This window comes from Nocardioides sp. SRI_004 (assembly GCF_057586415.1).
Window position 1 is genome coordinate 141,000 of sequence record NZ_JBYCZV010000005.1, and the last position, 24,580, is coordinate 165,579.

At 72.4% G+C, this 24,580-nt stretch carries 20 protein-coding genes and 1 tRNA gene; 5 read left to right on the forward strand and 16 right to left on the reverse strand.

Annotated features, from left to right (window positions below):
- The first annotated feature begins 17 nt into the window (after positions 1 to 17).
- Positions 18 to 1,052 carry an HPP family protein gene (locus AC2YHB_RS08440; protein WP_179647513.1) on the forward strand — a complete coding sequence of 345 codons (1,035 nt, stop codon included), beginning with the start codon at positions 18 to 20 and terminating at the stop codon, positions 1,050 to 1,052.
- Positions 1,053 to 1,104: 52 nt separating this feature from the next.
- Here the strand turns inward: AC2YHB_RS08440 and AC2YHB_RS08445 are convergent, their stop codons facing one another.
- From AC2YHB_RS08445 to AC2YHB_RS08460, 4 genes are all read right to left on the reverse strand, one after another.
- A complete protein-coding gene (locus AC2YHB_RS08445; protein WP_179647514.1) occupies positions 1,105 to 2,055 on the reverse strand; it encodes a helix-hairpin-helix domain-containing protein in 951 nt (316 codons plus the stop codon).
- Positions 2,056 to 2,186: 131 nt separating this feature from the next.
- Positions 2,187 to 3,059 (reverse strand): DegV family protein, encoded by an 873-nt coding sequence (locus tag AC2YHB_RS08450; protein ID WP_179647515.1) that lies wholly within the window; start codon positions 3,057 to 3,059, stop codon positions 2,187 to 2,189.
- Between the two features lie 7 nt (positions 3,060 to 3,066).
- Positions 3,067 to 5,547, reverse strand: coding sequence for a leucine--tRNA ligase (gene leuS / locus AC2YHB_RS08455; RefSeq protein WP_487353778.1), 2,481 nt, complete (start codon positions 5,545 to 5,547; stop codon positions 3,067 to 3,069).
- A 171-nt stretch (positions 5,548 to 5,718) separates the two neighbouring features.
- Positions 5,719 to 7,491 carry an ABC transporter ATP-binding protein gene (locus AC2YHB_RS08460; protein ID WP_308645445.1) on the reverse strand — a complete coding sequence of 591 codons (1,773 nt, stop codon included), beginning with the start codon at positions 7,489 to 7,491 and terminating at the stop codon, positions 5,719 to 5,721.
- An 86-nt stretch (positions 7,492 to 7,577) separates the two neighbouring features.
- Between AC2YHB_RS08460 and AC2YHB_RS08465 the strand changes: the two genes are divergently transcribed.
- A complete protein-coding gene (locus AC2YHB_RS08465) occupies positions 7,578 to 8,339 on the forward strand; it encodes an SDR family NAD(P)-dependent oxidoreductase (RefSeq protein ID WP_036546578.1) in 762 nt (253 codons plus the stop codon).
- A 64-nt stretch (positions 8,340 to 8,403) separates the two neighbouring features.
- Here the strand turns inward: AC2YHB_RS08465 and AC2YHB_RS08470 are convergent, their stop codons facing one another.
- The 5 genes from AC2YHB_RS08470 to AC2YHB_RS08490 all read right to left on the reverse strand — a co-directional run bounded on the left by AC2YHB_RS08470 (position 8,404) and on the right by AC2YHB_RS08490 (position 14,064).
- The gene (locus AC2YHB_RS08470; RefSeq protein WP_179647517.1) at positions 8,404 to 10,482 is read right to left on the reverse strand and encodes a PhoX family protein; all 2,079 of its coding nucleotides are present in this window, start codon (positions 10,480 to 10,482) and stop codon (positions 8,404 to 8,406) included.
- A 77-nt stretch (positions 10,483 to 10,559) separates the two neighbouring features.
- The gene (locus AC2YHB_RS08475) at positions 10,560 to 11,030 is read right to left on the reverse strand and encodes a carboxymuconolactone decarboxylase family protein (protein ID WP_036546585.1); all 471 of its coding nucleotides are present in this window, start codon (positions 11,028 to 11,030) and stop codon (positions 10,560 to 10,562) included.
- Positions 11,027 to 11,326: a GNAT family N-acetyltransferase gene (locus AC2YHB_RS08480; protein ID WP_487353779.1), complete on the reverse strand. Its 300-nt coding sequence runs from the start codon at positions 11,324 to 11,326 to the stop codon at positions 11,027 to 11,029. The genes AC2YHB_RS08475 and AC2YHB_RS08480 overlap by 4 nt, the downstream gene beginning before the upstream one ends.
- 79 nt (positions 11,327 to 11,405) lie before the next feature.
- Positions 11,406 to 13,616 carry a catalase/peroxidase HPI gene (katG, locus tag AC2YHB_RS08485; protein WP_207006273.1) on the reverse strand — a complete coding sequence of 737 codons (2,211 nt, stop codon included), beginning with the start codon at positions 13,614 to 13,616 and terminating at the stop codon, positions 11,406 to 11,408.
- 25 nt (positions 13,617 to 13,641) lie between these two features.
- The gene (locus tag AC2YHB_RS08490; RefSeq protein WP_207006274.1) at positions 13,642 to 14,064 is read right to left on the reverse strand and encodes a Fur family transcriptional regulator; all 423 of its coding nucleotides are present in this window, start codon (positions 14,062 to 14,064) and stop codon (positions 13,642 to 13,644) included.
- A gap of 92 nt (positions 14,065 to 14,156) precedes the next feature.
- On the opposite strand from AC2YHB_RS08490, the gene AC2YHB_RS08495 reads away from it, so the two are divergent.
- Positions 14,157 to 14,336 (forward strand): hypothetical protein, encoded by a 180-nt coding sequence (locus AC2YHB_RS08495; RefSeq protein WP_179647519.1) that lies wholly within the window; start codon positions 14,157 to 14,159, stop codon positions 14,334 to 14,336.
- Positions 14,337 to 14,425: 89 nt separating this feature from the next.
- On the forward strand, positions 14,426 to 15,025 hold the full coding sequence (locus tag AC2YHB_RS08500) for a 1-acyl-sn-glycerol-3-phosphate acyltransferase (protein ID WP_207006275.1): 600 nt from the start codon (positions 14,426 to 14,428) through the stop codon (positions 15,023 to 15,025).
- On the opposite strand, the gene AC2YHB_RS08505 is transcribed toward AC2YHB_RS08500, so the two are convergent.
- From AC2YHB_RS08505 to AC2YHB_RS08525, 5 genes are all read right to left on the reverse strand, one after another.
- Positions 14,987 to 16,195 (reverse strand): glycosyltransferase 87 family protein, encoded by a 1,209-nt coding sequence (locus tag AC2YHB_RS08505; RefSeq protein WP_487353780.1) that lies wholly within the window; start codon positions 16,193 to 16,195, stop codon positions 14,987 to 14,989. The two genes, AC2YHB_RS08500 and AC2YHB_RS08505, sit on opposite strands and share 39 nt — an antisense overlap.
- Before the next feature lie 88 nt (positions 16,196 to 16,283).
- On the reverse strand, positions 16,284 to 17,081 hold the full coding sequence (locus AC2YHB_RS08510; protein WP_487353781.1) for a class I SAM-dependent methyltransferase: 798 nt from the start codon (positions 17,079 to 17,081) through the stop codon (positions 16,284 to 16,286).
- Between the two features lie 9 nt (positions 17,082 to 17,090).
- Positions 17,091 to 18,464, reverse strand: a complete 1,374-nt coding sequence (locus AC2YHB_RS08515; protein WP_487353782.1) for a flavin monoamine oxidase family protein — start codon at positions 18,462 to 18,464, stop codon at positions 17,091 to 17,093.
- Positions 18,461 to 19,507: an agmatinase gene (gene speB / locus AC2YHB_RS08520; protein ID WP_036546600.1), complete on the reverse strand. Its 1,047-nt coding sequence runs from the start codon at positions 19,505 to 19,507 to the stop codon at positions 18,461 to 18,463. The genes AC2YHB_RS08515 and speB overlap by 4 nt, the downstream gene beginning before the upstream one ends.
- A 26-nt stretch (positions 19,508 to 19,533) precedes the next feature.
- Positions 19,534 to 20,952: an APC family permease gene (locus AC2YHB_RS08525; RefSeq protein WP_179647523.1), complete on the reverse strand. Its 1,419-nt coding sequence runs from the start codon at positions 20,950 to 20,952 to the stop codon at positions 19,534 to 19,536.
- A gap of 174 nt (positions 20,953 to 21,126) precedes the next feature.
- Between AC2YHB_RS08525 and AC2YHB_RS08530 the strand changes: the two genes are divergently transcribed.
- Positions 21,127 to 21,726, forward strand: coding sequence for a TetR/AcrR family transcriptional regulator (locus AC2YHB_RS08530; RefSeq protein WP_036546606.1), 600 nt, complete (start codon positions 21,127 to 21,129; stop codon positions 21,724 to 21,726).
- Between the two features lie 152 nt (positions 21,727 to 21,878).
- Here the strand turns inward: AC2YHB_RS08530 and AC2YHB_RS08535 are convergent, their stop codons facing one another.
- Both AC2YHB_RS08535 and AC2YHB_RS08540 read right to left on the reverse strand, forming a co-directional pair.
- Positions 21,879 to 23,963, reverse strand: a complete 2,085-nt coding sequence (locus AC2YHB_RS08535; RefSeq protein ID WP_179647524.1) for a hypothetical protein — start codon at positions 23,961 to 23,963, stop codon at positions 21,879 to 21,881.
- A 477-nt stretch (positions 23,964 to 24,440) separates the two neighbouring features.
- Positions 24,441 to 24,516: transfer RNA gene (locus tag AC2YHB_RS08540), tRNA-Ala, on the reverse strand.
- Positions 24,517 to 24,580: the final 64 nt, after the last annotated feature.

Consider the following 24,580-nt stretch of genomic DNA (forward strand, 5'->3'; position numbering starts at 1 on the left):
ACCCTAGGGTGATCGCCGTGAGCCGCTACACCACTCCCGAGCTGGCGCGTGGTGCGCTCGGCGCCCTCGTCGGCATCGCCGTGGCGGGTGCGACCGCCCGCGCCGTGCCCGGCGGCCCTGAGATGCTCCCGTTCATCGTCGCCCCGATGGGGGCGTGTGCCGTGCTGCTCTTCGCGGTGCCGGCCAGCCCGCTGGCGCAGCCGTGGCCGGTGCTCGGCGGCAACCTGATCTCGACCGGGGTCGGCCTCGGCGCCCACTGGCTCGTCGACGACGTGCTGCTGGCCGCGGCCCTCGGGGTCGGCGCCGCGATCGGCACGATGATGCTGCTCGGCTGCCTCCACCCGCCCGGTGGCGCCTGCGCCCTGCTGGCGGCCACGGCCACCCCGGCGATCCACGAGCAGGGCGTCCTGTTCGTCCTCACGCCCGTCGCGGTCAACACCGCGGCGCTGCTCGTCGTGGCCGTCGCCGTCAACAACCTCACCGGCCGCCGCTACCCCCACCGCCCGGCACCACCGTCGCCGGCGAGCGCCGCGACCGAGCTCGGCATCACGACCCCGGACGTCGAGGAGGCCATGAAGCGGCTCGCGGACCGCCTCGACGTGCTCCCCGCCGACGTCGTGGCGATCGTCCGGGACGCCGAGACGCACGCCCTCGACCGCCGGCTGGGGTCGATCCCCGTCGCACGGATCATGAACCGCGACGTCGTGGTGGCCCACCCGTTCGAGTCCATCTATCGCGCCCGGACGCTCCTGGTCCAGCGCCAGGTGAAGACCCTGCCCGTGGTCGACGACGAGCGGCACGTGATCGGCGTCGTGTCGATCATCGACCTCTTCACCCGCGACCTGGTCGAGCTCGAGACCGTGGACTCGATCATGCGGACCGACGTCACCACGATCCGCGAGGACACCCCGGTCGCCGAGCTGGTCCCGGCGATGACCTCGGAGGGCTACAAGAACGTGCCCGTGGTCGACGCGGAGGACCGGCTGGTCGGGATGATCACGCGCGGCGAGCTGATCGCGGTCCTCCACCGGGCGCTGCTGGGCGCGTCCTGACGGCGGACCTGACGGCGGACCTGACGGCGCTGCTGACCGCGTCGCCACCCCGTCACACCGTCACGTGGGGCGCGAGCTTCGCCAGGGTCTTCTCGCCGATCCCGTCGACCTCCAGCAGCTCGTCGACGCTGGTGAACCCGCCGCGCTCCTCCCGCCAGCTGATGATCGCCTGCGCGGTGACCGGTCCGACATCGGGCAGCGACTCCAGCTCGGCCTGCGACGCGAGGTTGAGGTTGACCGGCGCGGCACCCGGACCGGCAGCGCTGCCCGGGCCGGACGCCCCGGCTGCCCCGGCCGGCGCACCGCGAGCGCCGACGACGATCTGCTCCCCGTCGACGAGCACCCGCGCGAGGTTGATCGAGGACAGGTCGACATTCGGCTTGGCCCCGCCGGCCGCCTCGACCGCGTCGGTGACCCGGGCGCCGGCATCGAGCACCACGATCCCCGGGCGACGCACCTTGCCGGCGACGTCGACGGTGACCTGCCCGCCCGCACCTGCGGCGGCCGGTCCTGCCGTCGCCGCTCCTGCCGACGACGGCGAGGCGGCCGGCACCAGCGGCTCCACGGCGTCGGCGCTGACCGGCGCGACCGGGGGCTCGGGGTCGTCGCGCACCACCCACCAGGTCGTGACGGCCAGCCCGACCGCGACGACGAGGGCCACCACGGCGACGTGGACCGGCGCCAGCGGCGGCACCCGGTCACGGACCGCAGCCACCACCCCCCACGAGGTACGACGCCGTGCCGCATGCCGCCCCGGGACCGGGATCGCCGGGGGTGGCTCCGGGACGTGAGCCGGCTGCGTGACGCCGGCCGGCGACGGCGGGGCTCCCCGGTCCGCCACCCGGGTGTGGTCCGCCCACCAGGGAGCCGTCGTGTCGACGGTGTCGCCGCCGAGGGCCCGGTCGACGGCGCCGCCGGCGGGCTCGGCCCCGCCGGCACCGGCGGCGATCAGGGCCAGGCGGCGCGCGGCGGTGTCGGCGGCGGGTGGGCGTCGGGAGTGCATGCCGGCACGCTAGGCAGCCGAGCCGTCTGGTCACCGGGCGCAGCCCGGCGCCTGTGGAGGACGACCCGCCGGCGCATCGGCCTGTGGACGGCTACGGGACGGTCGGGTGGCGCGCGGGGCTGGTGTGCCGCTCAGTCGTCGAGAACCGGCGCCACGCAGATGGCGAGCATCCCGGGCCCCACGTGCGCGCCGAGCACGCCCCCCAGCTCCACGCAGCGCACCGGGCTGCCGTCGCGGGACGGTACCAACCGGTCGCCGAGCTGCTCGGCGAGCCGCTCGGCCATCGCGGTCGCCCGCTCCTCGGCCGCCAGGTGGGCGACGCAGGCCTCGACCCGCTGCTCCCCCGCGGCCGCCACGGCCATCGCCTCGAGCTGGGCGATCGCCTTGGCAGCGGTCCGCACCTTGGCCTGCGGGGCGATCACGCCGTCGACGATGCCGAGCAGCGGCTTCACGGCGAGCACACCGCCGAAGACCGCCGCCGCGGCACCGACCCGGCCGCCGCGCCGGAGGTACTCCAGCGTGTTGACGTAGAACAACGACGTCGCGGCCTCGGCGCGCGCTCGCGCGGCCTTCGCCGCGTCGGCGGCCGTGCCGCCCGCCTCGATGACGGCGCAGGCCGACTCGACGGCGTACCCGGTCGCGACCCCGACCTGCCGGGAGTCCACGCACGTGACCGGGACCGGCGCGGTGCGCGAGGCCACGAGGGCGGACTCGAAGGTGCCGCTCACCTCGGCCGACAGGTGGATCGACACGATCTCGGTGGCGCCCTCGTCGGCCAGCCGCGCGTACAGCTCGGAGAAGGCGGCGGGCGCCGGTCGCGACGTGCTGACGGCCCGCTTCTCGCGCAGCGCGGCGGCGATCCGCTCAGGGGTCACACCGTCCGAGCCCTCGTCGTACGACTCGTCGTCGATGATCACCTGGAGCGGGACCACGTGGACCAGGCCGGAGGCCGCGACCTCGGCGGGGACGGTCGAGGCGGAGTCGGTGACGACTGCTACGGACACGGACCGATCACACCACGATGTTGACCAGCTTGGGAGCCCGCACGATCACCTTGCGGACCTCGCGGCCGTCGATCGCCTTCTGCACCGCCGGGTCGGCCAGCGCCGCCGCCTCCAGGTCGGCCTCGCTGATGTCGGGCGAGACCTCCAGGCGACCGCGCACCTTGCCCTGGATCTGGACGACCGCGGTCACGGCGTCCTCGACCAGCAGCGCCTCGTCGACCGTGGGCCACGGGACCTGGGCGACGGTCGGCTCGTGGCCCAGCCGCTCCCACATCTCCTCGGCCGTGTACGGCGCCACCAGCGACAGCAGGATCGCGACCGTCTCCGCCGCCTCGCGCACCGCCGGGTCCTCCGGGCCGCAGCCCGAGTCGATCGCCTTGCGGGTGGCGTTGACCAGCTCCATGACGCGGGCGACCACGACGTTTAAGCGGTAGGACTCCAGCAGCTGCGCGGCCTCGTGCACCGTCTTGTGGGTCACCTTGCGCAGCGTGACGTCACCCGTCGCCGGGTCGACGCCCGGGGCCGAGGTCACGTCACCGGACAGCCGCCACGCGCGCTGCAGGAACTTCGCCGAGCCGGCCGGTGAGACGTCGGCCCAGTCGATGTTGTCCTCGGGCGGGCTGGCGAAGACCAGGGTCAGCCGCACCGCGTCCACGCCGAAGGAGTCGAGCTGCTCCCCCAGGCTGACGCCGTTGCCCAGCGACTTGCTCATCTTGCGGCCGTTGTTGATGACCTTGCCCTGCGACAGGTACGCCGAGAACGGCTCGTCCCAGTCGATCAGGCCCATGTCGCGCAGCACCTTGGTGAAGAAGCGCGCGTACAGCAGGTGCAGCACCGCGTGCTCGTCGCCACCGATGTACAGGTCGATCGGGCCCCACGCCGCAGCCAGCGCCGGGTCGAAGGCCTGGCTGTCGTCGTGCGGCGACAGGTAGCGGAAGAAGTACCAGGACGAGTCCACGAAGGTGTCCATGGTGTCGGTGTCGCGCGTCGCCGGGCCGCCGCAGGTCGGGCAGCTGACGTTGACCCACTCGGTCGCCGCGCCCAGGGGCGAGGTGCCCTTGGGCTTCAGGTCGGCGCCGCGCAGCTCGGGCAGCTCGACCGGCAGCTGGTCCTCCGGCACCGGGACCTCGCCGTCGACCGGGCAGTGGATGACCGGGATCGGCGCGCCCCAGTAGCGCTGGCGGGACAGCAGCCAGTCGCGCAGGCGGAAGTTGACCGTGCCGCTGCCGTGGCCGTCGGCCTCCAGCAGCTCGATCACCTGGTGGATGCCGGCGGTCTTGTCGGTCAGGCCGTCCAGCGGACCGGAGTTGACGTAGGTGCCGTTGCCGCCGGTCGCGACGCCGGACTCCTCGGGGTTGTCCTCGCCCGTGTCGACGACCCGCCGCACCGGCAGGTCCATCGCCCGGGCGAAGTCCAGGTCGCGCTGGTCGTGCGCGGGCACGGCCATGATCGCGCCGGTGCCGTAGTCGGCCAGCACGTAGTCGGAGGCCCACACCGGGATCCGCTCGCCGTTGACCGGGTTGACGGCGTGCACGCCCAGGAAGACACCGGTCTTGGGGCGGTCGGTGGCCAGCCGGTCGATGTCGGAGGCCTTGCGCACGTCGGCGACGTAGTCCTCCAGCGCCTGGCGCTGCTCGTCGGAGACCAGCTCCGCGGCCAGCTTCGCGTCCGCGGCGACCACCATGAAGGTGGCGCCCCACAGCGTGTCGGGGCGGGTCGTGAAGACGGTGATCGGGTCGTGGCCGTCCACGTCGAAGCGGACGTGCGCGCCCTCGGAGCGGCCGATCCAGTTGCGCTGGGCGTTGACGACCTTGTCGATCCACGTGGCCTGCAGGCCGTCCAGGGCGTCGTACAGCTCCTGGGCGTACTCGGTGGTCTTGAAGTACCACTGGGTCAGCTCGCGCTTGGTGACCTCGGCGCCGCAGCGCTCGCAGGTGCCGTCGGCCAGGACCTGCTCGTTGGCCAGCACGGTCTGGTCGTTGGGGCACCAGTTGACGGGCGAGTTCTTGCGGTAGGCCAGCCCGCGCTCCCGGAACTTCAGGAACAGCCACTGGGTCCACCGGTAGTACTCGGGGTCCGAGGTGTGCAACCGGCGGGACCAGTCGAAGCTGATGCCGTAGCGCTTCATCGACTCGAACTGCGTCTCGATGTTGGCGTAGGTGTACGTCGCCGGGTGCTCGTCGTTGCGGATGGCGGCGTTCTCGGCGGGCAGCCCGAAGGAGTCCCAGCCCATCGGGTTCAGGACCTCGTAGCCGCGGAAGCGCCAGTAGCGCGCGATGACGTCGTGGAGCGCGAAGACCTCCGCGTGACCCATGTGCAGGTCACCGCTCGGGTAGGGGAACATCGTCAGCGCGTAGCGCTTCGGCTTCTCCCCCGACGTGACGACCGCGTCGTCCGCACGGAACGGGTCGAGCCGCTCCCAGACCGGCAGCCACTTCTTCTCGACCGCATGGACGTCGTAGTGGACGTCGTTCTCGCTCATCGCCATCCCTTGTCTCGTTCCTGCTACCTGGTGGACCGATCGGTCCGTGACACAGAAAAGCCCCTCGGGCATCGAGGGGCGGCCGCGTCGACGGTCTTCGTCAGTGGTCGACGCGGCTATCCAAGGAGCAGGTTCATCCGCACAGGGGCATGCTACTCCTCCACGCGCGGGCGGCGCTCATCGCTCGCCCGTCTGCACCCGCCACAGCGCGGCGTAGGCGCCGTCCAGTGCGACCAGCTCGTCGTGGGTGCCCGCCTCCGCCACCCGGCCGCCGTCGAGGACCCAGATCCGGTGGGCGTGGCGCACCGTCGAGAGCCGGTGGGCGACCACGATCGTGGTGCACCGCTCGCCCGCCCGGCGCAGCGACTGCTGGATCGCCGCCTCGGTCTCGTTGTCGACCGCGCTGGTGGCCTCGTCGAGCACCAGGATCGCGGGGTCGCGCAGCAGTGCCCGGGCCAGCGCGATCCGCTGCCGCTGCCCCCCGGACAGGGTGATGCCGCGCTCCCCCACCCAGCTGTCGTAGCCGTCGGGCAGCCGCTCGACGAACTCGGCGGCGGCAGCGGCCTCCGCGGCCGCCCGGACCTCCTCGCGCGTCGCGTCGGGGCGCCCGTAGGCGATGTTGTCGGCGACGGACCCCGCGAAGAGGTAGACGTCCTGGGCGACGTACCCCATCGAGCCGCGCAGGGAGTCCCAGTCGAGGTCGCGCACGTCGGTGCCGTCGAGCAGCACCTGGCCCGCCCGGGGGTCGTCGAAGCGCAGCACGAGCCGAAGCAGGGAGGACTTGCCGGCCCCGGTCGAACCGACGATCGCGTGGGTCTCACCGGCGGGAACGAGGAGGTCGAGGTCGTGGAGCACGTCCGGCCCGTCGGCGTACCCGGCCCGGACGCCGCGCAGCTCGACGCGTCCCCCGACCGGCCTGGCCAGCACCGACGTGCCGGCCGGTACGTCGACCGGCTCGGCGAGCAGGGCCAGGATCCGCGCCGTCGAGGCCCGGCCGCGCTGGTAGAGGTCGAGGACCTCGGCCACCGCGGTGAGCGGCCACAGCAGTCGCTGGGTCATGAACACCAGCACCGAGTAGAGGCCCAGCTCGAGGTCGCCGTCGAGCGTGGCCCAGCCGCCCAGCAGCAGCGTGCACGTGAACCCGGCGAGGATCGCCATCCGCACGAGCGGGACGAACGCGGCCGAGGAGCGGATCGCCACCACGTTCGCCTCGCGGTACGCCGCCGACACGGCCGCGATCCGGTCGCGCTCCCGGTCCTCGGCGGTGAACGCCTTGATCGTGGCGATGCCCGCGAGATTGGCGCCGAGCGCCCCGGAGAGGTCGGCGACCGACTCGCGGACCCGGTCGTAGAGCGGCTCCAGCCGCTTCTGGAAGTACAGCGAGCCGACGACGATCACCGGGATCGGGAGGAAGGCGAAGAGGGTCAGCTGCCACGACGCGACGGCGAACACGATGCCGACGAGCGCCACGTTGAGGGCGGTCTGCAGGATCTCGGGGAGGCCGCGGTCGAGCAGCCGCTCGAGCTGGTTGACGTCGTCGTTGAGCGTGGCGAGCGTCGAGCCCTGCGGCCGCGCCTCGTGCCAGCCCAGGTGGAGGTGCTGGGCGTGGTCGTAGGCCTCGACCCGCAGGTCGTGCTCGATGCCCTGCGCGAGGCCGCGCCAGAGCACGTCGGCGGCGTACTCGCTGGCCGACTCCACGACCCAGACCACGAGGTTGATCACGGCGAGCCAGAGGAGCTGGGCGTGCCGGGACTCCACGCCCAGCAGATCGCCGGCGAACGAGTCCGCGCCGCGGACCACGACGTCGACGGCGGCGCCGATCAGCAGCTCGGGGACCACGTCGGCCACCTTGTTGAGCGTCGACATGGCCACGGCGAGCACGAAGCGGCCGCGGAAGCCGCGATAGCGCTTCCAGAGCGCGCCGAGCGGCCGCTCGATCACCGGGTCCACCGCGTTCCTCCCACCGGCCGACAAGTTAGGTGAACCTTAGTCGGACGCGCCCGCCGGGCCGGCGCCGGGGCGGCTAGCGTGACGCCATGACTGTCACCGACCTGTTCCGACTCGACGGCAAGGTCGCCGTCGTCACCGGCGCCAGCTCCGGGCTGGGCGTCGACTTCGCCAAGGCACTGGCCGAGGCCGGCGCCGACGTCGCGCTCGGCGCCCGGCGCGTCGAGCGCCTCGCCGACACCGCCGCGCTGGTCGAGGCCGCCGGCCGCCGCGCGCTGTCCGTGCAGACCGACGTCGCCGACCCCGCCTCCTGCCAGGCGCTGGTCGACGCCGCGATGGCCGAGTTCGGCCGCGTCGACGTCCTCGTCAACAACGCCGGCGTCGGCACCGCCGTCCCGGCCACCCGGGAGACCCCCGAGCAGTTCACCCAGGTCATCGACATCAACCTCAACGGCAGCTACTGGATGGCCCAGGCGTGCGGCCGGGTGATGCAGCCGGGGTCGAGCATCATCAACATCTCCTCGGTCCTCGGCATCACCACCGCCGGGCTCCCCCAGGCCGCGTACGCCGCCTCGAAGGCCGGCGTCATCGGCCTGACCCGCGACCTGGCCCAGCAGTGGACCGGGCGCAAGGGCATCCGGGTCAACGCCATCGCGCCCGGCTTCTTCGCCTCCGAGATGACCGAGACCTACCCGCCGGGCTACCTCGAGTCGCAGCAGGCGCGGATCCCCGCCGGCCGCAAGGGCGACCCGCGCGAGCTCGCCGCGACGCTGGTCTTCCTCGCCTCCGACGCCGCGGGCTATGTCACCGGACAGACCCTCGCCGTCGACGGCGGCATGACGATCACCTGATCGGCACCCGTCGTACGAACGAGGCCCCCGGCTGCTGCCGGGGGCCTCGTCGCGTCGTACGACGTCAGCGGTCGCGGTAGGAGACGACCACCGCGGGGCGCGGGAAGTCGTCGGTGTGCGGCCAGGTGCTGGCCGGCGCCTCGAAGGTCGCCCCCGAGACCTCGCCCGGGTGCTGGACGGCGACGAACAGCGAGCGGTCGCCGTCGGTGACGAGCGGTCCGCAGGCCTCGGCGCCCTTCGGCACCGTGCAGAACTGCTGCACCTGGCCGCGGTTCGGCCCGGCGACGGGCACCCGGAAGACCCCGTCGTTGCTGCCGAGCACGTTGCCGTCGGTGGAGATCCACAGGTTGCCCGCGCGGTCGAAGGCGACATTGTCGGGGCAGCTGATCGGGCTGACCTTCGACTTGTCGAAGCCGCCGAAGTAGGTCTCCGGCGCCTCGGGGTCACCGCACACGAGGAACAGGTCCCAGGTGAAGCTGTTCGCCGTGTGGCTGCCGTTGTAGGGGGTCATCTCCAGCACGTAGCCGTTGCGGTTGCCCGAGGCGTCGGTCAGCGGGGCGCCGATGCTCGCGCGCACCTTCGAACTCGGCAGCGGGTTCGCCTCGTCGACGGGCATCGCACCGGAGCCGCGGTTGGAGTTGTTCGTCAGGGCGGCGTACACGCGGCCGTTGACCGGGTTCGGCTGGACGTCCTCGGGGCGGTCCATCTTCGTCGGGCCGACCTTGTCGGCGGCCAGCCGGGTGAAGATGAGCACGTCGGCGACCGACATGCCGGGCACGAAGGACTCGGTGTCCGAGCAGAGCGGGATCCACTTCCCCTTACCGTCGAAGCGACCGTCCTCGGTGCCGTCGCCAGTGAGCTTCGCGACGAACAGCGTGCCCTTGGTCAGCAGGGTCATGTTGCGCCGCTTCGCGGCCGCGGTGCCGGAGCGGTCGACCTTCCCGGCGGAGACGAACTTGTAGAGGTAGTCGCCGCGCTCGTCGTCGCCCATGTAGGCGACCGCGTGGCCGCTCCTGCTCAGCGCGATGTTGGCGCCCTCGTGCTTGAAGCGGCCGAGCATCGTGTGCTTGACCGGGGTCGACGTCGGGTCGTAGGGGTCGACCTCCACGATCCAGCCGAAGCGGTGCGGCTCGTGCGGCTCCTGGGAGAGGTCGAAGCGCGGGTCGACGGTGCCCCAGCCACGGCCCGAGCCGTTGATGCCGTAGCGGGCGTACTGGGCGGCGTAGTCGGGGCTCAGGCCGGCGCCGGCATCGAAGTACTGGTTGAAGTTCTCCTCGCCGGAGAGCACCGTCCCCCACGGCGTCGTGCCGCCGGCGCAGTTGTTCAGCGTGCCGAGCACCCGCTTGCCGGTCGGGTCGGCGGTGGTGCGCAGCCGGGCGTCGCCCGCCGCCGGCCCGGTGAGCCGGAAGGCGGTGCGGATGTGGATGCGCCGGTTCTCGGTGCACGACCTGAGCGCCTTCACCTGGCGCCAGGACCCGGGCGTCGCGCCACGCACGATGCGGACGACCGACATGCCGTGGTTCGTCATCGAGATCCGCTTGATCTCGTCGTCGGTGTAGGTGCCGGCCGGGAACATGTGCGGCTCGGTCGTGTACTCGTGGTTGACCACGAGCAGCGCCGTGCTCCGGCCGAGCGGCAGCACGCCGACGTAGTCGCAGTTGAAGCCGAACTGGCGCTCGGCCGCCTTCACCGACTGCTTCCTCGGGTCGAACTCCGGGGCGCCGTAGACCACCGGGTCACCCCACTTGATGACGACGCTGCTGCGGTAGCCGGACGGCACCGTGAACGCGTCGCGCTTGTTGGGCCCGACCGGGCGGAACCGGTCGGTGGCCAGGACGCCCCCGGCCGCGGCCGCACGCGCGGCCGGTCCGGTGGTCGCCGCCGCAGCGAGGCCGCCTTCGGTCACGAGGCTGCCGACCAGCAGCGCACCGGCCCCCGCGGCCCCACCGCGGAGGACGGCACGGCGGGCGACCGCCTTCGTGATCTCGTCACGGACGTGCGGGTTGTCGGTCGGGTTGGGCTCCGGCTGGTCGCAGGCGTTGCCACAACGGAAGAAACAGGTCACATGGGAGCGCGAACCGTGCCGGGTGCCCTCGGGGACGAGGGACAGCAGCGGACGGTTCTCGGGACGCGCGGATGTCATGGGCGCAGCCGACCAGAGACCGGTGAACCCGAACCGGACCCGAGGTGGCCCGGGGGTGAAGCGGCGGCGCCGGTCCGCTACCGGACCGGGTGGTGGCTGGTGATCGAGATCCGGTTGAAGGCGTTCATCGTGATCGCCACCCACGCGACGGCGCTGAACGCGGCGTCGCCCAGCACGGCGCGGGCCATGTCCTCGACGTAGAGCCGCTCGACCGGCTCGAGGAGCCGGGTGATCGACTCCGCGAGCTCCAGTGCCGCGCGCTCCTGGGCCGTGAACAGGTTGGTCTCCTGCCAGGCCGGCAGCACCGCGATGCGGCGCTCGGACTCCCCCGCCTCGATCGCCCGCTGGTGGTGGAGGTCGAGGCAGTAGGCGCAGCCGTTGATCTGCGAGACCCGCAGGTTGACCAGCTCGACGAGGGCGCGGCTGATGCCGGCGGCCTCGGCGGCGTCGCCGACCTCCTGGGCCAGCGCCGCCGCTGCCTTGTACGACGCCGGCTGGGCCTTGTCGAGGAAGACGTGCCGCCGCGCGGTCCCGTCGGGCCCGCTCATGCCGGCCAGTCGGTGATGTCGTCGTACTCGTGGTGCTTGGTCAGCCACCTCGCGACGTAGGGGCAGTGCGGGATGATCCGCTTGCCCCGGGCCCGGACGTCGGCGAGCGCGAACGCCACGACGCCGCCGGCGAGCCCCTGCCCGGCGTACTTGTCGTCGACCTCGGTGTGGACGAAGTCGACGTGCACGTCATCCGGCAGCCGGTACTGCGTGAAGCCCGCGAGCTCGGCGCCGTCGCGGATCTCGTAGCGATGGTGCTCGGGGGCGTGGACGTAGGTGATCGCCGGATCGGTCATGGCGCCATCCTGCCGGGACCTGCCGGAAAACACACGGAGGCCGCCCCGAGCGGGGCGGCCTCCGGCGTGGTGCGGTGGATCAGCGCAGGTCGAAGCGGTCGAGCTCCATGACCTTGACCCAGGCGGCAACGAAGTCCTGGGCGAACTTCTCCTTGGCGTCGTCGCTGGCGTAGACCTCGGCGAGGGCGCGCAGCTGCGAGTTGGAGCCGAAGATCAGGTCCGCCGCGGTGGCGGTCCAGCGGACCTCACCCGTCGCGCCGTCGCGGATCTCGTAGACGTGCTCCTCGCCCTCCGACGCCTTCACGACCGTGCCCGGGGCGAGCAGGTTGACGAAGAAGTCGGTCGAGAGGACGCCCGGCTGGGCGGTCAGCACGCCGTGCGCCGAACCGCCGACGTTGGCGCCGAGGGTGCGCAGGCCGCCGAGCAGGACGGTCATCTCCGGCGCCGACAGGTCGAGCATGTAGGCGCGGTCGACCAGGAGCGTCTCCAGCGGCAGCTTCTCGCCCGGGCGGACGTAGTTGCGGAAGCCGTCGGCCCGCGGCTCGAGGACGGCGAACGAGTCGACGTCGGTCTGCTCCTCGGTGGCGTCGGTGCGTCCCGGCGTGAACGGCACCGTCACCGCGAAGCCGCCGTCGCTGGCAGCCTTCTCCACCGCGGCGGAGCCGGCGAGCACGATCAGGTCGGCCAGCGAGATCCGCTTCTCGCCCTGGGCGTCGAACGCCGCCTTGATCTCCTCGAGCTTGCCGAGGACCTTGGCGAGCTGCTCGGGCTGGTTGACCTCCCAGTCCCGCTGGGGGGCGAGCCGGATGCGGGCACCGTTGGCGCCGCCGCGCTTGTCGGTCGAGCGGAACGACGCCGCCGAGGCCCAGGCGGTCGCGACGAGCTCGGCGACCGAGAGGCCGGACGCGAGGACCGCGGCCTTGAGGGCCGCGACGTCGGCGTCGTCGACCAGCGGGTGGTCGACGGCCGGCACCGGGTCCTGCCACAGCTGCGCCTCGGGCACCCACGGGCCGAGGTAGCGGTCCACCGGGCCCATGTCGCGGTGGAGCAGCTTATACCAGGCCTTCGCGAAGGCGAGGGCGAACTCGTCGGGGTTCTCCAGGAAGCGGCGCGAGATCTTCTCGTACTCCGGGTCGAAGCGCAGGGCGAGGTCGCTGGTCAGCATCGTGGGCAGCCGCTTGGGCGAGTCCGGGGCCGGCCCCGGGATGATCGCCTCGGCGTCCTTGGCGACCCACTGCTTCGCACCCGCCGGGCTCTCGGTCAGCTCCCACTCGTAGCCGAACAGGATCTCGAAGAACCGGTTGCTCCACTGCGTCGGCTTGTCGGTCCAGGTGACCTCCAGGCCCGACGTGATCGTGTCGGCACCCTTGCCCGTGCCGTACGACGACAGCCAGCCCAGGCCCTGCGCCTCGATCGGGGCGCCCTCCGGCTCGGGGCCGACCAGCGCCGCGTCGCCCGCGCCGTGGGTCTTGCCGAAGGTGTGGCCACCGGCGATGAGGGCGACGGTCTCCTCGTCGTTCATCGCCATCCGGGCGAAGGTGTCGCGGATGTCGCGGGCGGAGGCCAGCGGGTCCGGGTTGCCGTTGGGGCCCTCGGGGTTGACGTAGATCAGGCCCATCTGGACCGCGCCGAGCGGGTTCGACAGGTCGCGCTCACCGCTGTAGCGCTCGTCGCCGAGCCAGGTGTCCTCGGTGCCCCAGTTGATCTCCTCGGGCTCCCACACGTCGGCGCGGCCGAACGCGAAGCCGAACGTCTTGAAGCCCATCGACTCGAGCGCGACGTTGCCGGCGAGCACGAGGAGGTCGGCCCACGAGACCTTCTGGCCGTACTTCTGCTTGACCGGCCACAGCAGGCGGCGGGCCTTGTCGAGGTTGCCGTTGTCGGGCCAGCTGTTGAGCGGGGCGAAGCGCTGCGCGCCGTCGCCGGCGCCGCCGCGGCCGTCGAAGATGCGGTAGGTGCCGGCTGCGTGCCAGCTGAGGCGGATCATCAGGCCGCCGTAGTGGCCGAAGTCGGCGGGCCACCAGTCCTGCGAGGTGGTCAGCACCTCGGTGACGTCGCGCTTGAGCGCCTCGACGTCGAGCTTCGCGAACTCCTCCTTGTAGGAGAACGCCTCACCCAGCGGGTTGCCGGCCGGCGCGTGCGCGTGCAGCACCGACAGGTCCAGCTGGTTGGGCCACCAGTCCTGGTTGGTCCGGGGCCGGTGGGTCTTCGGCGTCGGCGAGGACAGAGCGGGGTTCTCGCTCTCGCTTCCTCCGTCGTGGGCGACGGGGCAGCCTGCGTTCTCGGACATGCTCAACCTTTCAGGGGGTGGTCACTCAGGTGCGGACGGAACAGTCGGGGCAGACGCCCCAGTAGATGACCTCGGCCTCGTCGATGACGAAGCCGTGGGAGTCGGACGCCGTCAGGCACGGCACGTGCCCCACGGCGCAGTCCACGTCGGCGATCGAGCCGCAGGAGCGGCACACGACGTGGTGGTGGTTGTCCCCGGTGCGCGTCTCGTAGCGCGCCACGGAGCCGGCCGGCTTGATGCTGCGCACGAGGCCGGACTCGGCCAGGGTGTGCAGCGAGTCGTAGACGGCCTGGTGCGACACGTCCGGGAGCAGTGCCCGCGCCGCCGCGATGACCGACTCGGTGTCGGCATGCGGGTGGGCGTGCACGGCCTCGAGGACGGCCAGCCGGGGTCGGGTGACCCGGAGCGCGACGTCCCGCAGCTGCTGCTGGAAGTCGGGCTGGTCCATGTCCGCCATCCTGCCACTTTTCTTGAATGAGTCAAGACTTTGGGCAGGGTGTGTCGGCGGCTGTTCTCCGCGGTCCCGGGTACTGCCCCGCCATGGACACCGCAGCTATGGCCATCCTGATCGGCGTCGTCGTCGTCTTCATCGCCGGCGGTCTGGTCTGGGCGTTCATCGCCGACCGGAAGCGCAACGAGGACGTCGCCCACGACACCGAGCGCCTCGACCCCGACCCCACCAGCCCGCCGGTCGACCCGTCGAACCGCCACGGCGGCTGACGTCGTACGACGCCCCGTCGCGCCACCCTGCCCCTCCGGCAAGGAGACCGGCGCGGTTGGGCACCACGGCCGGGCACTACGGTCGGGTCATGGCACACCAGATGAGGATCCGACGCGCGATCGCCCGGGGCGCGCTGCGCGTGACGAGGTGGCGCCTCGTCGGCGACGTGCCGAAGGGCGGCGGGATCCTCGTCGGCGCACCGCACACCTCCCAGTGGGACTGGGTCGCGATGCTGATGATCGCGTGGGCCAACGGCGTGCGTCCGCACGTGCTCGTCGCCGACCGCTACTTCAAGGGCGTCGTCGGCTGGGTCCTGCGCAGGACCGGCGGGATCCCGCTCGACCGGTCGAGCCCGGGCGCCACCGTCCGCGCCCTGCTCGCGGCCGCCGAGACCGACGACGCCTTCCAGCTGGTCATCGCGCCCGAGGGCACCCGCAGCACCGGCGAGTTCTGGAAGCCCGGCTTCTACCGGATCTCCCAGCAGACCGGGCTGCCGATCAGCCTGGGCTTCGTCGACGGGCCGACCCGCAGCCTCGGCATGGGGCCGACCTTCCATCCCACCGGTGACGTGGTCGCGGACATGGACCTCGTTCGCGCCTTCTACGCCGACAAGCACGGCATCCGCCCCGACAACCGGACCGAGCCGCGGCTACGCGAGGAGTCGGCGGACACCCCGCCGGACGCCTGACGTCGCGCCCGCGGCGCCGGCGCCCGAGCCGTCCGGGCCACTCCCCCGCAGGCCCCACCAGGCGCAGGCGACGAGCAGCCCCAGTGCCGTCAGCACGTAGGCGTTGCCGGCGATCCCCTCGGCGAGGCCCCAGCCGTACTCGCGCCCGTGGCGGAAGGGTGACCACCAGATCGCCCGCGAGAACGCCACCGCGGCGACCACGCCGGCGACCGGGCGCGCCCTCGGCAGGCCGCTGTGCCACAGCGCGATCACGGTCGGCACCAGCCAGACCCAGTGGTGGTCCCACGAGATCGGCGAGGCCAGCAGCATCCCGTACGCCGCCGTGCACGCCGCCAACGGCCGGGCGGCCGGGGACTCCGAGCGCCACAGGAGGGCGGCGGAGGCGAGGGCGACCACCGCCGTCGTACCGGCGACGAGGAGCCACAGCGAGGTCGAGGCCTCGTGCCCCAGCAGCCGGCTGAGGATGCCCAGCACGGACTGGTTGCCGGCGTACTCGACCCCGCCGACGCGGCCCGGGTCCCACAGCACGTCGGTCCAGTACGCCCACGACGCGCCCGGCGCGGCGACGGCGCCGACGAACACCGTGCCCGCGAAGCTCGCCACGGCGGTGCCGGCCGCCCGGCGCCGGCCGATCACGACGAGGAACGCGACGAAGAAGAGCGGGGTGAGCTTGATGCCCGCGACGACGCCGACCAGCCAGCCCGCACGCCTGCGGTCGGGGCGGAGCACGTCGGCGAGGATCGCCGCCATCAGGAACAGGTTGACCTGGCCGAAGGAGAAGGTCGACCACACCGGCTCCGCCGCGAGCGCGACCGCGACGGCCGCCGGCAGGAGCAGCCCGGTCGGCGCCGCGCCGCAGGAGCGCAGCACGAGGTCCACCACGAACGCCAGCACGACCACGCACGCGACCGCCCAGAGGAACGCGCTGAGCCAGATCGGCAGCACGGCCAGCGGCAGCATCAGCACCGCAGCGAACGGCGGGTAGGTGAACGGCAGGTCCGCGACGTGGAAGCGCACCCCGTAGAGGTCGCCGCCGAAGAGGGCACTGGCGCCGAGCTCGTAGACCCGCAGGTCGATGAACCAGCTCCAGCGCCAGGCGAGCACGCCGCACAGCAGTCCCACGGCGACGGCCAGGGCAGCGACCAGGCGATGGGGGGTCCGCGTCTCCACCCGTCGAGGCTAGGTCGCCGGACGGGCGCGGACGGCGCCGCGGACGCCGACGTACGGAGTCTTCATCCAGTCGTCGCCGGGGCGACGCTCAGGAGGCGCTGGCCTGGAACCAGCTGATCGCCGCCTCGAACGTCCCGGCGCCGTACTCGCGCAGCAGCGCCTCGGTCGCGATCTCCGTCGCCTGCTCCACGTCGAGCACGGGGTGCGCCTCGATCTCCGAGCGCAGCGGGGTGCCCTGGCAGATCGCCGTCGCGGTGGTGGCCGCGTCCGCGACGCTGGTGCCGGTCATCCGCTCGACCGTCGTCTCCTCGAAGCCGGCCTGCTCGAGGTGGCGACCGATGACGTCGGGGTCGTGGTAGCCGTACGGCATCCGGCGCAGGAACAGCAGCGGCGCCTCCCCCGCGGCGGCGTTCAGCGCGTCGCTGACCACGCACCAGGCGGGATTGGCCTCGACCCGGTCCCAGGCGTTGAGGTGGAAGGAGCCCCCGGGCCGCAGCACGCGCCGCGCCTCGGCGTACCCGCGCACCTTGTCGGGGAAGAACATCACCCCGAACTGGCACGCCACGGCGTCGTACGACGCGTCGGCCACCGGCAGCGCGAGCGCGTCGGCCACCTCCCAGCGCACCCGCTCCGACGGGCACAGCGCCTGCGCCGCCGCCAGCATCGGCTCGTTGAGGTCGGTCGCGGTGATGCTCGCCGCTCCCCCGGCGACCAGCGCACGCGTCAGCACGCCGGTGCCGGCGGCCGTCTCGAGGACGTCCTGCGGGTCCCCCTCGAGCACGGCCGCCGCGAGGTGGCGCGCCGGCTCCGCGAAGACGAGCGGGACCAGCAGGCGCTCGTAGAGCTCCGGGATCCGCCCGACGAAGGCGGAGTCGCTCGACCCCATGGGACGAGGCTACTCGCGTTCGCCCCCGGTGAGGCGCCCCAGGATCCGCTGCGCGATCTCGGCGCCGACCCGCACCGCGCCGTCGACGTGCTGGAAGCCGTGGCCCGCGACGTCGCTGCTGCCGAACTCGATCGGGCCGAGCGGCTCGCGCAGCAGGTGGCCGTAGCGGGTGAGGCCACCGACGCCGAAGCTGGTGCCGTAGGCGCCGCCGGTCAGCTCCTGGTGCTGCCAGTCGCTCTCGACGTAGCCGACCGGCTCGCGGGCGGCGTCGCCGAAGTAGGCCGCGAGCGCGTCGAGGACCCGACGCCGGCGCGCGTCGGCGTCGAGGGCGCCGAGCTCGTCCGCGGTCAGGTCGGAGACGAAGCCGACCAGCACGCCGCGGTCCTCCCCGTCCGGGGTGTTGTCGTAGACCTCGTGGACGTCGAGATAGGGACCGAACCCGGTGCCGCTCAGTCCGGCCTCGCGCCAGAAGGGCGTCGCGTACATCGCCTGGACCTTGATGACCAGGCCGAAGGACTGGTTCTCGCGGGCGATGCGGTGCCCGGCCGGGAGCTCCGGCGAGAAGCGGATGCGGCGCACGACCGTCGGCGGTACGGCGACCACGACGCGTCGCGCGGCATGGGCCTCCGCGCCCACGTGCACCACCGCGCGGTCGTCGGTCCACTCGACGAGGGTGACGTCCTGGCCGAGGCGCACCCGGTCACCGAGCCGCTCGGCCAGCGCGAGCGGCACCGACTGCAGGCCGCCGACGACCCGGCGGTCGAGGATGTAGTCGGCGTCGACGAGGTTGCTGAACGAGCCCGCGCTCGCGGCCATCTGCACGGCCTGGAGCGCGGAGAACGCGTGGGCCGGCTTGGTCAGCATCGCCGGGCCGACGTACAGCGCGACGTTGTCGCACGCCTCGACGTCGTCGCACTGCTCCTCCAGCCAGGCGCGGAACGAGATCCGGTCGAGCTGCTCGGCGCCGGGCAGCTCCCACGGCCGGGCCGGGTCCATCTGCTCGGCGAGGCCGTCGAGCACCTTGGTCAGCCGCTCGATCGCGGCCGCCGTGGTCTCCGCGACCGGCAGGTCCTCGGCGAACCGGCGCTGCTCGCCGTCACGGGCGACGTAGAGCGAGTCGCCCGCGCGGTGGCGCGGGTACGTCGGCAGGGCGAGCTCGTCGAGCAGCCCGAGCAGGGCGGTCTGGTCGGGCGAGACCCACTGCCCGCCGATCTCGAAGGGCGCCGGCTCCCCCGTCGTGGCGACCACGTCGGTGCGCAGGCGCCCGCCGACCCGGTCGCGGGCCTCGAGGACGAGGACGTCCTGCCCGGCCTCCACGAGGCGCAGCGCGGCGGTCAGGCCGGTCACCCCGGCTCCGATCACGATCACGTCATGGGTGCTCATCGGTGGTCCTCCCCGGACTCGTTGGTGGTGTTGCGGTCGGCGAGCAGCGGGAGCGACGGGTCCCAGGTCGTGCCGTCACGCTGGTCGCGGCGGCGCCGCGCGATGCCGGACAGCGCCTCGAGGACGACCCGGTTGGCGAGGAAGGAGGTGATCTCCGCGTGGTCGAACGGCGGCGAAACCTCCACCACGTCGATCCCCACGACCGGCAGCTCGTAGCAGATGCGCCGCACCGAGTCGAGCAGCTCGCGGGCGGTCAGCCCGCCGGGCTCCGGCGTCCCGGTGCCCGGGGCGTGGCCCGGGTCGCACACGTCGATGTCGACCGACAGGAAGACGCCGTCGCAGTCGTCGGTCGCGATCGTGAACGCCTCGTCGAGGCAGGTGTTGAGGCCGCGGTGGACGATCTCGGTCATCTCGTAGGAGCGCATCCCCTGCTGGGCCATCCAGTCCAGGGTCTCCGGGCCGGGCCAGTAGCCGCGCAGGCCCATCTGGAGGAAGCGGTCGCCGCGCAGCGCCCCGGACTCGATCAGGCGGCGCATCGGCTGGCCGTGCCCGACCAGCGAGCCGAACTCGATGTCGCCGGTGTCGGCGTGCGCGTCGAAGTGGATCATCGACACCCGGCCCTGCCCGAGGTGCTGGGCCACGCCGGCGGCGTCCGGCCACGCGATCGTGTGGTCGCCGCCCAGGATGAGCGGGATCGCGCCGCTGCGGGTGACCGCGTGGACGGCCTCCTGCAGGTCGCGCACCGAGCGCTCGGCGTCGCCGGAGAACATCTCCACGTCGCCGGCGTCGAGGACCGTGAGCTCCTGCAGCGGGTCCACCCGCATCGCGAGCGAGGGCCGCGAGCCGTCGTGGGCGAGATAGCAGGTCTGCCGGATGTACTGGGGCCCGAAGCGCGTGCCGGAGCGGTGGGACGTGCCACCGTCGAAGGGGGCGCCGAGGATCACGATGTCCGCGCCGTCGTACGTCGACGGGTCGGTCCAGTCGCAGCGCTCGACGCCGAGGAAGGTGATGTCGGGGCCGAACTGGGCTCCGTAGCGTGCCATGGTGCTTCTCTCTCCTTGAGGGATGGTCAGTCGGCGAGGACCGGGTCGTCGGTCGGGTCGATCACGATGAACCGATCCTCCGGCTTCCGGGCCAGGTACGCGAGGTAGTAGACGAACGCGCCGAGCAGCAGCGCGCCCGTGATCGCCAGGTCGGTGCCGGTCGAGCTGAGCAGCGCGTAGCCCACGACCACCACGACCAGCAGCGGCGGGAGCGGCCACAGGGGCATCCGCCAGCCGGCGGCGGACTCCATCCGTCGTACCTTCAGCGCCGAGAGGGCCACGACGACGTACATGGCGGAGATGACCACGGACGTGATGCCGAGCAGGGCCTCGATGTCGATGGCGTAGGCCAGCACCGCGCCGGGGATGCCGATGATCAGCGTGGCGACCCACGGCGAGCCCCAGCGGGCGTGCACCCGGGTCACCGCGCGGTTGACCGGCTCGGGCCACGAGCGGTCGCGGCCGGAGGCGTAGACGACCCGGGCGTTCTGCAGCACCATCACGATCGCCGCGTTGAGGATCGCGATCGCGATGCCCAGGTTGACCGCGACGGCGGTGGCGTCGCCGCCCCAGGCGCGGACGAACTCGGAGAAGTTGCCGGTCGCGAGGGCACCCAGGTCGTCGACCGCGAGGACGGTCGTGATCGTCGGGACCAGGATGACCACGCCCCCGAGGCCGAGGGACCAGAACACGACGCGGGCGACATTGCGGCGCGGCTCGACGATCTCCTCGGCGAGGTAGGCCGCCGTGCCGAAGCCGCTGACCACGAACATGCCGACGGTCAGCCCGGACACGAGGATCGCTGCGGTGAACGGGTTCACCGCGCCCTCGCCGACGACGTGCGGGACGACGAGCTCGCCCGGGCCGCGCTGCAGGTGGAAGACACCGAGGACCGCGACCACGCTCGCCGCGAGCACCTCGAGCCCGAGGAAGATGCCGGTCACGAACGCGTTCGACCGCACGTCGAGGATCGCGATGCCCGCGGACAGCAGCATGACGACGGCCGCCGCGAGGCCGCGGTCGATGGTGAGGATGTCGGTGAGGTAGTCGGCCGTGCCCAGCGCGATGATCGGCGGGATCAGCCACAGCAGCACGCCGGACAGCGCGAAGGTCAGCCAGCCCACGCCCTTGCCGAGCGTGTGGGTGACCATGGCGTACTCCCCGCCCGCACTCGCCACCCGGGTGCCGAGCTCGGCGTAGCAGGCGCCGACGGCCACGGAGACGACGATGCCGGCGATCACGGTGAGCACGACGCCGCTCCCCTGACTGGCCATCATCTCCGGCACGATGATGAACAGGCTGGACGCCGGCGTGATGCACGAGAGCACCATCAGCACGCCGCCCGCCGGGCCGAGCACGCGGGCCAGGCCCTTCCCGGTGGCGGCGGACGCGTCGGTGGACGCGTCGGTGGACGCGCCCGCAGGCAGGTCGGTGGTGGAGGTCATCGGTCCCAGCTTCCGTCGAACGACGCTATTTTGAACGTCGTACAAATCTTTGAACGGTATTCAAAGTGGCGCAGATCACCCGCCACGTCAACCCCCTCGACCAGAATTGGGTCGACCGGTGAGACGATCCGTCGACCGGAACCGACCCTCGACGCTGCAGGAAAGAGGCCCGCCGTGGCGCGAACGCGCTCGAACCGTCGCCTGGACCACCCCCGCGAGAAGGTCCTCTCCGCGGCGCTCGAGATGATCGGCGAGCAGGGGCTGAGCAAGGTCACCATGGCCGCGCTCGCCGCCCGGCTGGAGACCAGCGGCGGCCACCTCCTCTACTACTTCGGCACCCGCGACGGCCTCTTCCTCGAGACGCTGCGCTGGAGCGAGCAGCAGTACGCCGTCGAGCGCGCCCCCCTGCTCGAGGCCGCCGCGGCCGGCGAGGGCGACCTGGCCTCCGTGCTCGAGCTCGCGACCATCTACCTGCCGGTCGACGAGCGCGACCCGCGCTGGCAGCTGTGGCTCGAGCTCTGGGCCCGCGCGCCGTACGACGCCGACCTGGCCGCCGCCCAGCGCGAGCTCGACCAGCGGTGGCACGCCGACCTCCTGCAGCTGCTGGACCTGCTCCCCGGTCTGACCGACCGTGAGGGCACCTCGGAGCGGCTGCGGGCCATGTGGGACGGCTTCGCGATCGCGATCGTCAACGGTGGCGGCACCGCCCTGCGGGCCCGCGTCGTCGAGCACACGCGGGCGGTCCTCGACGCCTTCACGTCACCGTGTCCCTGAAACGGCGATGGCGAGCAGTGCCGACGCCCAGGATCAGCAGCGGGAGAGTGGCCCCGGCCCGGTCGTCGATGGCCGCACTCAGCGCAGGGCCACGTCTGTAGGCCAGTGACGGGGCCCGGACCGCACGGTCCGGGCCCCGTCGCCCTCGCGGGCTACTCGATGCAGATGCCGCGGTCGACGTACGCCGTCCGGCCGAACCCCGTGCTGTTCACGACAGCACGGTCGGTGATCCCGAGCCGAACGACGTACCCGCACGACGCCAGGGCGGAAAGGTCGATCGAGAACGGCTGCCCACCGGCGGGCGTCTGCGTGGCCGGGCTGATCGCACAGGTCACCGGCGTCGCCGGCACGGTGCCCGTCGGTCCCCCGAGCACGCTGAACGACCAGCTGTGGAAGTGCTCGTCGCGGGCCACGAAGGTGCCGGCGAGCGGCGCCTTCGGCACCCGGCACTGACCCATCGTCTGCAGGTTCAGGTCGCCCGCGTTGTCGGGGTCGCCGACGACGATCGACGAGTTGAGGGTGTTGTCCATTTGCACCCTGCGCACGTCGACGACACCGAGGCCGCCGACCTCCAGCTGGACCTCCCACAGGTCGTCGCCACCCGGCGTGAACATCCCGAGCACACCGGTGGTGTCGCTGCTCCATGTCGGCCAGCCGATCCAGCCGGAGGCACCGGGCGTGACCCACGACCCGACCCCGTTCTGGTCAACCACGAAGAACGCGCTGGTCAGGTCGGTGACCGGACCGCCGGCAGTGATGTTGCGGACCCGGATCCGGTAGCTGGACCCGACCAGCGCCGGGTCGAGCGGCCCGTGCAGCGTGACCTGTCCCGCGAACGGGCAGGCGTCGGGCAGGGCGTAGCCGGTCTCCGCGATGTGGCCGCCCGGCAGGGTGAGGCCGGTCGCGCCGTCGACCTTGCTGGACTCGACGCCTCCGACGAGGGTGAAGCGCGCCACGCCGTCGTACGCGTGGCCGGGGCGCAGCTGGACGTGGGTGTCGATCCGGTTGCCCCAGTGCGGCACGGCGTTCGGGTTGGTCGTCGACGGCGGCGTCCCCCACGAGAGGACCGCGCGGACCCGGCCGATCACCGGGGTGTCGCACCCCTTGCGGAACTGGCCGAGGTCCACCGTCAGCGGCGCGGCGTAGCAGAGCCCGCCGCTCGGGATCGTGGCGTAGTCGTGCGTCGCGACCTCGACCGTGCCCAGGTAGGTGTAGGAGCAGTCCTTCGAGCCGAAGTCGGCCCAATAGGCGACGTACTCCTTGCTGCCCGCCGTACACGGACCGCCGGAGAAGCCGCTGGGCCGCTTGACCCGGAAGGTGCCGACGATCTGGTCGGCGTTGTTGTCCAGGCCGACGCACTCGATCTGCTCGTAGGTCGTGTCGCCGCTGGCGGACTCGAGGACCTTGAGCACCTCGGAGAGGTCGATCTTGCTCTCGAGCGCCAGGTTCGCCGGTGCGACATAGGACGTGACGCCCATGGTGCCCGCCACTTGGGTCGCGGCCAGGTGCGGCAACGCGAAGCGGTGCGCCGGTACTGCGTGCTCCTTCTCGCCACCGGCGTACAGCTCGGCCACGGCGCTCAACGGCAGGGGAAGCTTCGGCCCGGGGTCCGGGATCGGCGATGGGAGCTCCTCCAGCAGGTACGGCGGCAGCTTGGCGATCGCCGCGTCGGACAGCTTGAGGCTGTCGACCAGGTCGGGGAGGATCCACCGCCGCGGCCGGACCTGTACGTGCACCTCGCGGACGTCGCCCCAGATCGGCGTCTGGTCGGGCATGCCGGGGTCGGGCATGATCTCCCAGCTGAGGATCGCCCGCACCAGCGGCAGCACGGGGGTGGCGCACCACTTGCGCTTCGGCTGGTAGTTGACGCCGACCACGTAGGACAGCGGCAGCTGGGCGGCCTTCTCACAGTCCTGGCCGGCCGGGATGTCGTGGACCGACGCGCTGGCGGCGCCGGCGTCGTCCCAGGTCGCGCCCTCGTCGTAGCTGACGTAGAACCGGACGTGCTCGCTGGTGCCCGCCGAGCACAGGGGGCCGCCGTACCCGCTGGACCGCTTGACCTGGATGGTCGCCTCGAGACGGTCACGCTCGGGACTGAAGGAGACGCAGCTGAGCGCCTCGTAGGTCGTGTCGCCCTTCTGGTCGAGGACGGCCTCGAAGCCCAGCCCGGGCGCGGTGCCGAAGTAGTTCGGGTTCACGGCCAGCAGTCGCCGGACGTGCGTGCGCTCCCGAGTCACGCGGAACTCGGCCGCGTGAGGAATCTCTGTGGACATCTGCTTCCTCCTGTGTGCGCGGCGGCAGGACGGTCCCGCCGTCGGGTCCCCCCGCGAGGAGGAGCGCGGGACGAGGGCCGCTGATACACCGATCTCGGGAGGAAGCGACCGGGGCGCGAAGGGAGGACGCCACAGCGCCGGGAACAGGCCGTGACAACAGAAGCGGCCCCCGCCGCGAACAAAGGCGCCTGCGGTGGGTCTCAGGGCGAAGTCGACAGGCGAGGGTCGCAGCCGCCTGCAGCAACCCGTTGCCCGACGTCGGCGACGAACTCTCGCACAGCGGCCTCACAGTACGCCCACATTGTTGGGTGGGCAGACAGATGCCGGCGCCTGACGAGCGGCGCCGTCGCGGCGGCCACGGGACGTGGCTCCCGGGAAAATGCTGGAGGGCCAGGCTCGTCTCCCTGTTCGGGATTCGGAACCCGGCCCTGACCAGTCCGTTGGTGGAGGTGAGGGGACTCGAACCCCTGACCCCCTGCATGCCATGCAGGTGCGCTACCAGCTGCGCCACACCCCCAACTCGCCGCTCCACCCGAAGGCGGGGCAACGGGAAGGAATACTAGCCAACCGATCCTGCGAAG